Source organism: Oceanobacillus iheyensis HTE831 (assembly GCF_000011245.1).
In the GTDB taxonomy this organism is placed as follows: domain Bacteria; phylum Bacillota; class Bacilli; order Bacillales; family Amphibacillaceae; genus Oceanobacillus; species Oceanobacillus iheyensis.
Genome location: NC_004193.1, coordinates 866,221 through 878,480 on the forward strand (window position 1 = coordinate 866,221; position 12,260 = coordinate 878,480).

Sequence of the window (12,260 nt, forward strand, 5' to 3'; positions counted from 1 at the left end):
TTATAAGCTTATTAGATTTATACGTTCACATAAGTAGTAGTACTACACTTAAATAACAGAATTTTTATAAATTAATTTTGGAATGGGGGATACATATGACTGACAAAATCATTGATTGGATGTATCCGAATCCACTTTATTTACATCCAGAAGAACCTTTAAAACGTGCGCTTCACATTTTATTGGAAAATAATCTGACAGAAATAGCAGTAGTAGAAAATCAGAAATGGAAAGGGATAATTAAATTACAGGATGTGGTCCAAAAAGATAATGATGAAAAAGTTAGCTCATTTATAAGGAGTTGTGATCGAGTGGCTTCTGCTGACTTACTAATAGATAAGCTTCAAGATATCCCTACATATATTGTTAATGATGAAGGAGAATTAATAGGAGAAATTACAGGTAAGGAATGGCTTCATTATCATACAACGATAACGAAAGAATTAAAGCAAAAAGAAGAAATGTTACATTTATACGAAATGGTATTTGATACTGCATACGAAGGGTTGACTGTGGTAGATGATAAAGGGATTATTCGCTTATTTAATGAAGCATATAGTAGATATGTAAAAGTACCTACAGAAGAAGCAATTGGAAAAGATGCTGCATTAATTATTGAAAATACTCGATTACCTGTGGTGCTAAAAACAGGTGTACCAGAACGCAGTCAAGCTCATCGATTACAAGGTCAGAATCTTGTCGTACATCGAATTCCTATATGGAAAGACAATAAAGTGGTTGCTGCAGCAGGCATCTTGGTTTATGAAGGGGTATCTGAAATATATCAAGTTATCGATCAGATGGAAGAATTAGATAAGACAAAGCATAGTAAGTTTACTAAAGATCCCAATAAAAAAAATTCACTGACTCGATTTGAAGATTTACTAGGTGATAGCCCGTGTTTTACGAAAACTAAGAAAATAGCTAGAAAAGCTTCGCAATCAAAAGCACCGGTCTTAATAACAGGGGAGAGCGGAGTTGGGAAAGATATTGTTGCCCAAGCGATTCATAATGAGAGTCCGATAACTAGAGGAAGATTTATAAGCGTAAATTGTGCCGCTATTCCAGAAGCACTATTAGAATCTGAATTGTTCGGTTACAGTTCGGGAGCATTTACTGGCGCAGAAAAAGGAGGAAAACCTGGAAAGATAGAATTAGCTCATAAGGGGACGCTTTTTCTAGATGAAATAGGTGATATGCCATTAACCATGCAAGCTAAAATTTTACGTGTTATTCAAGAAAAAAGTGTGGAAAGAGTAGGAAGTAATCATCAATCAAATATCGATTTCAGGTTGATAACCGCTACAAATAAAGACATCAAGCAAATGGTTCATGAAGGTACGTTTCGAGAAGATTTATATTATCGTTTGTATGTAATACCTATTCATATTCCTTCTTTACGCGAGAGGGCGGAGGATATCCCAATCATTGTTTCCCATAAAATAGCCGAATTAAATAATGAATATGGTGATAGAAAAACGATTGATCAATTAGTAGTCCAATGGATGTATACTCAACCATGGAAAGGAAACATTAGGGAGCTTATCAATTTTTTAGAACGATTATATGTGTTGTCGGAATCCCAACATATGACATTAGATAATTTACCTGATGATATTGATGACAAACAACGCTTATCATCGTATAACTTTTTAGCGAATAAAAAAGTAGCGGAATCATTATCGGAAGAAGAAGAGAGAGATCGTATAAAAGAAACATTAGAACATGTAAAAGGCAATAAAACAAAGGCTGCAAAATTATTAGGAATATCGCGTGCTACACTCTATAATAAACTATCTCGTTATACACTTGAATAAACATGTCAAATTAGGCAGTTTTGACATTGAGTGTCTATACAATTTGACAATATAATACCTTGAATGTAGGGGAAGTGACTTCAATTTGAGTTGGCATGCTTTTTGCATGTATATAATTGGAAGGAGGTTTTAAGAATGAAACTTACTGATAAGAGATCTTTGTTCCCTGATGAAAGGGGATTAGAAGTAGACAGCTATTCAATCAATTTAAATGAAGACGAACAACTAATTTCTAAAACGATACATCAATTAGTGGAAGAGAAAATTTTGCCTAATATGGACCAATTAGAAGATCATGACTATACGTTACAGAAAAAGAGAATGAAAGAAGTTGGACAATTAGGGTTAATGGGTGCAGAAGTCCCGGAAGAATATGGTGGACTTGAAGCTGGAAAACGAATGTCTGGCATTATTGCAGAAAAAATGGGATATGCTGCTTCCTTCAGTGTAGCATTTAATATTCACTCTGGTGTTGGTACGTTACCGTATGTTTATTTCGGCAATGAGGCTCAAAAAAATCAATATTTACCAAAACTTGCTTCAGGTGAATGGGTTGGAGCATATGCATTAACAGAACCAAATGCCGGATCAGATGCATTGGCTTCCAAAACGACAGCAAAATGGAATGACGAGAACCAGACATGGACTATCAATGGAGAGAAGCAATGGATTACAAATGCACATATTGCAAATGTATATGTGGTATTTGCGAATACAGAACAAGGTATTACGGCCTTTATTGTTGAAAGAACATTTAAAGGGGTATCTATAGGGCCTGAAGAGAAGAAATTAGGTATCAAAGGTTCATCCACAGCGACATTAATTTTAGAGGATGTAGAATTAGATTCTGCACAAGTTCTAGGTGAAGTTGGAAAAGGTCATCGTATCGCATTAAATATACTAAATCTAGCAAGATTGAAAATTGCTTTCTCCAACATAGGCATGTCGAAACAAGCACTAGAATTTGCTATTAAATATGGTAAAGACCGTCAACAGTTTGGCAAAAATATTGTTGAGTTTGGATTAATCCAAGAAAAAATAGCAAATATGGCTACAGCTATCTATAAGTCAGAGTGTACGGCATACTACACTGCTAGTTTGCTTGATCGACAATTGATAGATAATGGTAAAGAAAATTTTATTTCATCGCTTGCTCGTTTTTCTATGGATTGTTCCATCAACAAAGTGCTCGCATCTGAATCGCTTGATATGATAGTAGATGAGGCATTACAAATCCATGGTGGATATGGTTATATGCAAGAATATGAGGTAGAAAGATTATATCGCGATTCGAGGATCAATCGATTGTTTGAAGGAACATCTGAAATCAATCGTTTAACAATTGCGAAATCATTTTTAAAACAGTACGATGAAGAGAAACTAAATGAAGAGATAAGATTAGAGCAAAGTGTATACATTCGACAAGGGATAATATTATTAAACAAAATGTTGAAAGCGGTTACTTCAAGTGATAGGGAAACAAAACAAATGTATCAAGGGGTAATTGCGGATACAGTGATGGATGTATATGCAATGAAAACAGCTGAGATGAATAGTGATCACTCCGAAGTAACGAAGCATATGACTCAAATTATATTAGAAGAGAATTTACAACGAATTCTTGAAAGAACCAAACGTATCATTGTAGCTCTAGAGGGTGATGATTTAGAAAAAAGCCGTTATTTAGATGAAATTAAGGATTTATTAATTCCTGATTTTATTAATATCTACGAAGCAAAGGAGAATATTGCTAAATCACTAATAAGAAAAGGGGGATATTATGTCTAAGATCGGATTTATTGGATTAGGAAACATGGGGTTACCGATGTCTATTGGTTTAATGAACAGTGGATATGAGGTCATAGGCTTTGATGTTAACGAGGAAAGATCGCTGCTTTTTAAAAAGTCTGGAGGAAATATTGCTCTTTCGAGTGCTGACTTAGTTGCAGAAAGTGATGTAATTCTTACTAGTTTGCCATCGAATAAAGCAGTGGAAGCTGTATATCTGAATAAAGGTGGATTGCTTGATCATTGTAATTCTTCACAAGTAGTGATTGATACAAGCACGGTCGCTCCTGAGTTAAATCAGCAATTGGAGGCTTCCTTGTCAGAAAGATCAATCCCATTTTTAGCAGCTCCGGTTAGTGGTGGAGTGGTTGGTGCAGAAAACCAAACTTTAACGGTGATGGTTGGAGGAAAAGAAGAAACTTTTCAAAAAGTGAAAGATATTCTGAACGTTATTGGAGGAAATGTCTTTCATGTTGGAGAACAAATAGATAAAGGAACTACAGTAAAGCTTATCAATAATCTATTGATTGGGTTTTATACTGCAGGAGTAAGTGAAGCACTTCAAATTGCTAATCAAAAAGATATCGATTTAAACGATTTATTTTCGATGATGAATGTTAGCTATGGACAAAGTCGAATATATGAAAGAAACTATAAAACGTTTATAGAACCAAATGATTTTAATCCAGGGTTTGCATTAAAGTTATTAAGAAAAGATTTAGAGTTTGCTATGGAAGTAGCGGACAATAATCAATTAGACTTGCCAATTAGTAAATCGTTACTAGATTTGTATAGGAATTTAGAACATCAAGGATATGGGGATCAAGATATGGCAGTACTTTATAAATATCTGAAAGATACTATTGATCAAAATAAGGAGGCGACGACATGATTAGTTCTGAAACAAAACACATGCAAAATTATATTAATGGGAAATGGGTAGATGCCAAAAGCGGGAAGCAAGAAGTGATTCCTAATCCCGCAACAGGAGAAACAATAGCTACGGTGACTATCTCTGATGTAGAAGATGTAGATATGGCTGTTGCCGCGGCAAAAGAAGTATTTCCAGAATGGTCAGACATTCCTGTACCAAATCGTACAAGGTATTTACTCGATTATTGGAAGTTACTACAAGATAATAAAGAAGAGTTAGCTAAGATCATTACGTTAGAAAATGGAAAATCACTGAGAGATGCACAAGGTGAGGTACAACGAGGAATTGAAGTGGTAGAATTAGCTACTTCTACTCCATCTATGATGATGGGCGATGCATTACCTAGTATTGCTAAAGGTATAGACGGTTCAATATGGCGTTATCCTTTAGGAGTTGTAGCAGGTATTACGCCTTTTAATTTTCCGATGATGGTTCCACTTTGGATGTTCCCTTTAGCTATTGCGTGTGGAAATACGTTTGTATTAAAGACTTCAGAAAGAACACCAATATTAGCAGAAAGACTCGTTGAATTATTCTATGAAGCTGGATTTCCAAAAGGAGTTTTAAATTTAGTCCATGGCGGAAAAGAAGTCGTTAATCGTTTCTTAACACATCCAGATATTGAAGCGGTTTCCTTTGTTGGTTCAGAGCCTGTGGCTAAACATGTTTATCAAACTGGAACTGCCCATGGGAAACGTGTTCAAGCTTTGGCTGGAGCAAAAAATCATGCAGTAGTAATGCCTGATTGCGACGTAGAAAAAACAATTCAGGGAGTTCTTGGAGCAGCGTTTGGAAGTAGTGGAGAAAGATGTATGGCTTGTTCCGTTGTTGCGGTAGTAGATGATATAGCTGATGAATTTTTAGAGAAGTTAGTAAAAGAAACAAAAAAACTTCGAGTTGGCGATGGAATGGATGACAGTAATTTTATCGGACCAGTTATTCGGGAATCCCATAAGGAGCGTGTACTCAGTTACATCGATTCTGGTGTAGATGAAGGAGCACATCTTTTAGTTGATGGAAGAAAAATTAAAGAAGAAACTCCAGATGGTTATTATGTGGGAGCAACGATTTTTGATCATGTAACCCAAGATATGAAAATTTGGCAAGATGAGATTTTTGCACCAGTTTTAAGTGTCGTACGTGTGTCAGATTTGGAGGAAGGTATTCGGGTGACGAATCAATCAAAATTTGCTAATGGAGCTGTAATTTATACGAATAGCGGCAAATCTGCTCAACAGTTTCGTAATAGAATAGATGCAGGCATGATCGGGGTAAATGTTAATGTTCCTGCTCCAATGGCTTTCTTCTCATTTGCAGGAAATAAAGCATCATTTTACGGTGATCTAGGAACAAATGGAAAAGATGGGGTACAATTCTATACGCGTAAAAAAGTAGTTACTGAAAGATGGTTTTAAATCTAGAGAATAACTAAAATTGATGGGAGAGGTCATTTCTGTATGACCTCTCCCACTATTATAGTACGTGTAGCCGGTTTATTTAATTAAAATAGGATTCTACTAAATCAGCTTTAACGTCATCTAATTTCTTATATTGATAGTTTGGTTTTTTATCTTTATCGATAACAATAGAACGAACTCCTTCATAAAAATCAGTTGATTTTAAGAAGTTCTTCGCAAGTATTAAATCCATATCAAAGCAAGCTTCTAATGATTTATCTTTTCCTCTTCGTAATTGCTCCAAGGTAACTTTCAAGGAGATAGGTGATTTCGATAATAATAGTTGTTTAGTTTTGTTGGCAAAATCACTATCCGTACTCTCTAAAGATGTAATAATCTCTTCTAAAGTAGAATGAGAAAAATATTCATCGATTTCAGAATGATGATTTTCTAAGCTACTTTGGCCTGGTGATGCAGTAAATTTCTGTACAATACTATCGATTGTTTGGTTGATATTTGTCTCGCTTGTCCAATCTTTTTCCGTAATTTCATGGATGAATGTATCTAAGGTATCGGTTTTGATATAGTGATCTGCAGCATTTGCATAAATCGCGTCAGACCCAGATATAACAGATGCTGATAAGGCAAGATAATAACCAATTTTTCCAGGAGCTTGATTAAAAAAGTAGGATGCTCCAACGTCTGGGAAAAAGCCAATATTCATCTCTGGCATCGCCCATTTTGTTCTTTCTGTTACAATACGATGACTAGCCCCATATGTGAGACCAACTCCTCCTCCCATCGTTACACCATCTAAAATGGCTAATATAGGTTTAGGATAATGATAAATAAGTGCATCTGTTTCGTATTCTAGTTGGAAAAACTGAATTGCTTGTTGGTATTTAGATTCATTCTCTTTTGCTTGATAAAGTGTTTTGATGTCTCCCCCAGCACAAAATCCTTTTGGTCCATTTCCTGAAAATAGGATAAATTTAATATTAGAGTCATTTTTCCATGCGGTTAACTGTTGATGAATTAATTCAATCATTCGTTGAGATAAGGAATTAATCGCTTTTGGTCGATTTAACTCTATGGTTCCAATACCATTTTTTTCACTAAACAATACAACATCTTGTTCCATTTCAATCTCTCCTTCATTCTTCGATTCTCAGATAACGCTTACATAATCAAAAATCTATCTTTATTTAATCATCTATTCTAAGTATTCTATCATTTATATTGTACCATTCATTATTATAAAGGGAAACTTGATAGGTAATTGCCGTTTGTTGAATTTTAGTTAAGACGGGTAGTGTATGCATGATTGTCATTTATTCTCCAATAAATTAATATCATTGTATGAGAATGATTAATTTATACTATAATGGGGAACAAAATACATAGAATGTAATAGAAAGAGGGATAAGATGAAAGCAATTGTTATTGAAAATTATGGACATGCAGATGAACTTCATGAACAAGATGTTCCTAAACCTACAATAAATGATAATCAGATTTTAATAGAACAATATGCAACGTCAATTAACCCAATTGATTGGAAATTGCGTGAAGGGTATTTGAAGGATGGATTTAATTTTGAATTTCCAATTATTCTAGGCTGGGACTCTGCAGGTGTTGTAGCTGAGGTTGGAAAAAATGTAAGTCAATTTAAGGTTGGGGACCGTGTATTTTCACGACCAGCGACTACTGCTCAAGGAACTTATGCAGAATTTGTAGCAGTTGAGGAATCAAGAGTGGCTAAAATTCCAGAAAATGTGTCGTTTGAAGAAGCAGCAAGTGTTCCACTCGCAGGTCTTACTGCTTGGCAATGTCTAGTAGATTTTTCAGCAATAAAAAAAGGTGACAAAGTTCTTATTCATGCTGGTTCCGGTGGTGTTGGTAGCTTTGCCATTCAATTCGCTAAGCATTTTGGTGCTTATGTAGCGACTACAGCAAGTGGTAAAAATGAGTCATTAGTAAAAGAATTAGGAGCCGATCGATTCATTAATTATAAAGAAGAGAATTTTAACGAAGTGCTAGAGGATTATGATATTGTTGTCGACACATTAGGTGGAGATATATTAGAGCAAAGTTTTGAAGTCTTAAAAGAAGGTGGAAAACTAGTATCTATTGCAGGAAATCCAGATGAAGAAAAAGCAAAAGAAAAAGGGATAAAAGCTGGGTTCCTTTGGTTAGAAGAAAATGGAAAGCAACTTAGTGAAGTAGCAGATCTCTTAGAAAACGGTAAAGTAAAATCAGTTATTGGTCACACCTTCCCATTAACAGAACAAGGATTACGAGAAGCACATCAATTAAGTGAAACACATCATGCTAGAGGGAAAATCGTAATAAAGATTAAATAAATTTGGGGAATAGTTGGTAAGGCCCCGTTTGCTGAAGCAATCTAGGGGTCTTACCGAGATCTCCTTCTAATCATTATCCCAATATCTTTTGAATGATTAAGGCTGCGAATGAGTTCGAAATACAATATATTGTAGGTCATCGTTAGTATACATTTCCACCTGGAAAGGAATGTGTTGTATAAAAATCAAATTAGAACTTCTTTCTACCTCTAAATTATGTACAGAAAGAACATCTAGGAGATTATTTAAAATTTCTAGTTTGGTATTATCACTAGCTGCAATCTCAAAAACATATCCATCTAATCCTTCTATTTGTACACATTTACAAAAATGAATAAAGGAAGGGATGCTTTTCTCAATATTGTTTACATAATTTTTATTAGATTCCCATTCAAAACTCCCCCATAGTTTCTGTTCTGTAATTTTACCAATCGATGAATTAATAAAATCTCTATATCTTTTTAACGACAATGTTGTTATTGGATCGTACATTAGGGAAAACCGATTTTTATCTCGTAGGGCCGATTTTTTTAACACGTTATCAATAGATTTGAATAAGTTAAACTGAAAGTGATTTGCAAGAAGAAAGAGATATTTATGTAAATAAGCAACTTCCCAACCTAAGTTTCGATCTTTTTCAGTAGGTTTTTTTATTTTGTCTCCATCATAATGATTAATGATTCGCGCAATTTTGCCTGCTTGAATTTGGAGTTGAAAAAATAAATTCGAAATAGAATGATCACTATTTAGTTTTTGTAATTCTAATGTATTTGTTGGGATAGAGATTTTCTTATATACATCTTGTAATTTTTCTAAATATTGGTTAGCTAGGCAGGTGGAAATAATATAGATATCTGCTATTTCTTCTTTCAGTTCATTTACATTAGGATTTTCTTCTATTATTATCTCTGCTAATTCCCCAATCTCTTCCTGAAGTCTGGCTAGAGCAGAGATGGATCGCCAGTACCCACCTAATTTTTGAATATGCTCGTCAATATTACTCTGATAAATATGGATGTCCTGCATATATAACCCTCCTTAGCGTAAGTATAACAAATTAAATTAGTTCTATTTTAAATTTTAATAAGGCTATATTCATACTAACTAAGAGGTTATAAAAAGGAAAAGAAAGTACAATTACGATCGTTTAAAATCATGTCGAATAAAGAAAATGATCATATATTTGAGTATAAACTTGATCGTCTTAAAGATTTTAGAGGAGGAATAGAATGGAATGGATAAGCGTAGCAAAAAAAGAGATCGTGATAAATACAAGTGCGGAAAAAGTTTGGGAAGCATTAACTATACCTTCACTACGAAATAAATGGGAAACAAAGCGGTGTGAAATTGATTTTCGAAAAGGAGGTAAGATATATTTAGAATATGGTCGGAACGTAACTTTTAAAGGAGTTATAATTGAAATTATAGAAAATGAAAAACTGGTGCTAAAAGATATAGAGGGTTATCTTACTACATGGACGATTCAATCACAGGATGAAGGAACGAAACTCTCCATTGAATACACGGGAAATTGGGTCGGTGATCACGATATTTCAGAAATGGAGAATATGCTATTTCGAACATTTCTGTTCATGCTAAATTTAAAAAACTTCATCGAGGACAATTATGATCAACGTGAGCAGTTCTGGAAAAGTTGGTTAGGGTTAAAAATGCGAACAGAAATAGATCGAGTTAAAGTTGTCCATGTCCATGAGAATACTCCCGCTTCAGGTAAAGTTCAGGCAGGAGACTATATTCAGGCAGTAAATGGAGAAGTCGTGAATCATTTTGATGGATGCGAAATTGCAATAACCCAGCAGCCTGTGGGATCAAAAATAAAGCTTGATATAATAAGAAATAATGAAAAAATTAAAGTTACAGCAAACACTATCCGATTTGGAACGTTGCTGAAATAATAGATTATTGCCTAATGTAAATGTAATAGTAATATTATGATCAATTCTCTAAACGAAAAGAACTTCGAAATACGATGAAAGTGTTGAATAGAGGGGGTCTCTAAACGAAAAAGCTTAAGAAATCTACAATAGTGGTAACTAGAATTGGTCTATTATTATTATGATTTTAGAGTTTAATGATCCATAAATATAAAGGAGTATATATATGAATAGTCTACAAAATTTAAAATGTGGTAATCGAGAGCAGAAAAAAGTGTATGAGGCAGTGCAGTCATTAGGAGTTATAGAAAATTTCAAGATATACCATCCTGTTATTTGTGGCACCTATCCAATCGATATTTATATTGATGAGTCCGATATTGACATCATTATGTTTGTCGAAGATTTTCAATTATTTTCGCATAAACTACAATCGCACTATAGCGACTTAAGAGAATTTAATATTAAAGAAAAAATCATTCGTAATAATCATATTGTTAAGGCACAATTTGATTTTAAAGGTTTCACGTTTGAATTATTTGGCCAAAATGTTCCTGTGGTTGAACAGTACGCGTATTTACATATGAAAATTGAAAATCATATATTGGACCTACATCCATCGATGAAAAATAATATTCGCTTATTAAAGGAAGCAGGAATCAAAACAGAACCTGCTTTTTGTAGGTTATTAGGTATTGCGGGAGATCCATACGAGGGATTAATTAATTATGGGAGGGCTAAAGGGATTATTTAATATTTCGACTAGACTCTTTCTTTTTTAGCCAATCCACATAACGTTTGCCCTCAAGTAAAGAAAATCCAAATGTTTCACGTGCTAATTTTACTGCTTTTATATCCTGTTGTTGATCAATTAGTAGTAATAATTGTTGATGTACAGGATGATCAGTATGTTGGAAGGTCTCCTTCTTATTCATAGTTTGCGTATTTGATTCTAGCACTTTCAATTTGCTTTGTGTTTTTATTAATTGAATCGTCAAATACATAATGATAAAAATAAGTAAAATAATAATTGCCAACTCCATATATACACCCCTTCACTTATATATTTTAAATATATTGTATCATCAAAAAGAATCATGTGCTTTCTGTAACTTGTTGTATAATTAGAGTTATAGCAACTAGGGAGAATATCAACGAACATTATATAAGTGCCCAAAAAGAAGTGTGTCGAATAAAAAATGTAACTCATGAGACCGATGAGTGCCCCAAAAGAAGTGTGTTGAGTAAAAAAGGTAACTCATCAGTAAATTGTCTGATAGAACCACCATCCAAATTAGGTTATAAGGGGTGTTGAGGATGGGGACGATTATAGCTTTTATTAGTATTATAGTAGTCGCTAGTATATTTCAAACTGGTACTGGATTTGGGTTTTCAATTATGGCTACTCCTTTTTTACTTTTATTATTTTTACCACAGGATGCTATTCAGATAAACATTATCCTTTCTTTAATTATATCGATGGCATTAATATGGAAAATTAGAGCGGATGTAGACATAATATTATTAAAGCGGATGATAATCGGAAGTATACTTGGGGTGCCAATTGGGATTATTATTTATATGACGGTGGATATTCTAATATTTAAATTAATGATTAGTATTATATTATTGTTATTAACACTTCTTCTTTTATGTCGTGTAAAAATGACTCCAACACCTAAAAGAGATTATTTCATTGGATGGACGTCCGGCATTTTAACTACAAGTATTGGCATGCCTGGACCGCCCCTATTGTTGTATTTTACAGGTGCAAAAATAACCAAAGAAAAGCTACGCGCAACTACACTGGCATTCTTTTTATTCATCTATAGTATAAGTTTGGTTACACAAATAACATTTAGCGGGACGACAACTACGGCTTGGCTCTCTAGTTTATATGCTTTACTGCTAGTGATTATTGGTTTAGGATTGGGGCAATACTTATTTAAAAAGATGAATCAACAAATATTTACAGTCATTACTTATGTTTTATTACTTATAACAGGTATCTACTTATTATTAGATAGTATGATTTCGATGATAACAACTTAGATATGGAGGAGACA

At 33.9% G+C, this 12,260-nt stretch carries 11 protein-coding genes; 8 read left to right on the forward strand and 3 right to left on the reverse strand.

Going from position 1 to position 12,260, the window contains the following annotated elements:
- Nucleotides 1–95 precede the first annotated feature (95 nt).
- From OB_RS04355 to OB_RS04370, 4 genes are all read left to right on the forward strand, one after another.
- A complete protein-coding gene (locus tag OB_RS04355) occupies nucleotides 96–1,817 on the forward strand; it encodes a sigma-54-dependent Fis family transcriptional regulator (protein WP_011065219.1) in 1,722 nt (573 codons plus the stop codon).
- Between the two features lie 135 nt (nucleotides 1,818–1,952).
- Nucleotides 1,953–3,605, forward strand: a complete 1,653-nt coding sequence (locus OB_RS04360; RefSeq protein WP_050750206.1) for an acyl-CoA dehydrogenase family protein — start codon at nucleotides 1,953–1,955, stop codon at nucleotides 3,603–3,605.
- Nucleotides 3,598–4,497, forward strand: a complete 900-nt coding sequence (locus tag OB_RS04365) for an NAD(P)-dependent oxidoreductase (protein ID WP_011065221.1) — start codon at nucleotides 3,598–3,600, stop codon at nucleotides 4,495–4,497. Before OB_RS04360 ends, OB_RS04365 begins: the two co-directional genes overlap by 8 nt.
- Nucleotides 4,494–5,954, forward strand: a complete 1,461-nt coding sequence (locus OB_RS04370) for a CoA-acylating methylmalonate-semialdehyde dehydrogenase (RefSeq protein WP_011065222.1) — start codon at nucleotides 4,494–4,496, stop codon at nucleotides 5,952–5,954. Before OB_RS04365 ends, OB_RS04370 begins: the two co-directional genes overlap by 4 nt.
- A gap of 82 nt (nucleotides 5,955–6,036) precedes the next feature.
- Here the strand turns inward: OB_RS04370 and OB_RS04375 are convergent, their stop codons facing one another.
- The gene (locus OB_RS04375) at nucleotides 6,037–7,077 is read right to left on the reverse strand and encodes an enoyl-CoA hydratase/isomerase family protein (RefSeq protein ID WP_011065223.1); all 1,041 of its coding nucleotides are present in this window, start codon (nucleotides 7,075–7,077) and stop codon (nucleotides 6,037–6,039) included.
- A gap of 286 nt (nucleotides 7,078–7,363) precedes the next feature.
- On the opposite strand from OB_RS04375, the gene OB_RS04380 reads away from it, so the two are divergent.
- Complete coding sequence (locus OB_RS04380; protein WP_011065224.1) at nucleotides 7,364–8,299, forward strand: NADP-dependent oxidoreductase; 936 nt, start codon at nucleotides 7,364–7,366, stop codon at nucleotides 8,297–8,299.
- Nucleotides 8,300–8,395: 96 nt separating this feature from the next.
- Here OB_RS04380 and OB_RS17830 read toward each other — a convergent pair whose 3' ends face one another.
- On the reverse strand, nucleotides 8,396–9,325 hold the full coding sequence (locus OB_RS17830; protein WP_011065225.1) for a nucleotide pyrophosphohydrolase: 930 nt from the start codon (nucleotides 9,323–9,325) through the stop codon (nucleotides 8,396–8,398).
- A gap of 203 nt (nucleotides 9,326–9,528) precedes the next feature.
- On the opposite strand from OB_RS17830, the gene OB_RS04390 reads away from it, so the two are divergent.
- Both OB_RS04390 and OB_RS04395 read left to right on the forward strand, forming a co-directional pair.
- A complete protein-coding gene (locus OB_RS04390; RefSeq protein WP_011065226.1) occupies nucleotides 9,529–10,215 on the forward strand; it encodes an SRPBCC domain-containing protein in 687 nt (228 codons plus the stop codon).
- 205 nt (nucleotides 10,216–10,420) lie between these two features.
- Nucleotides 10,421–10,948, forward strand: coding sequence for a DUF4269 domain-containing protein (locus OB_RS04395; protein ID WP_011065227.1), 528 nt, complete (start codon nucleotides 10,421–10,423; stop codon nucleotides 10,946–10,948).
- Here the strand turns inward: OB_RS04395 and OB_RS04400 are convergent.
- Nucleotides 10,941–11,237, reverse strand: a complete 297-nt coding sequence (locus OB_RS04400; protein ID WP_011065228.1) for a hypothetical protein — start codon at nucleotides 11,235–11,237, stop codon at nucleotides 10,941–10,943. The two genes, OB_RS04395 and OB_RS04400, sit on opposite strands and share 8 nt — an antisense overlap.
- Before the next feature lie 274 nt (nucleotides 11,238–11,511).
- On the opposite strand from OB_RS04400, the gene OB_RS04405 reads away from it, so the two are divergent.
- Nucleotides 11,512–12,246 (forward strand): sulfite exporter TauE/SafE family protein, encoded by a 735-nt coding sequence (locus OB_RS04405; RefSeq protein WP_011065229.1) that lies wholly within the window; start codon nucleotides 11,512–11,514, stop codon nucleotides 12,244–12,246.
- The last annotated feature ends 14 nt before the right edge of the window (nucleotides 12,247–12,260 follow it).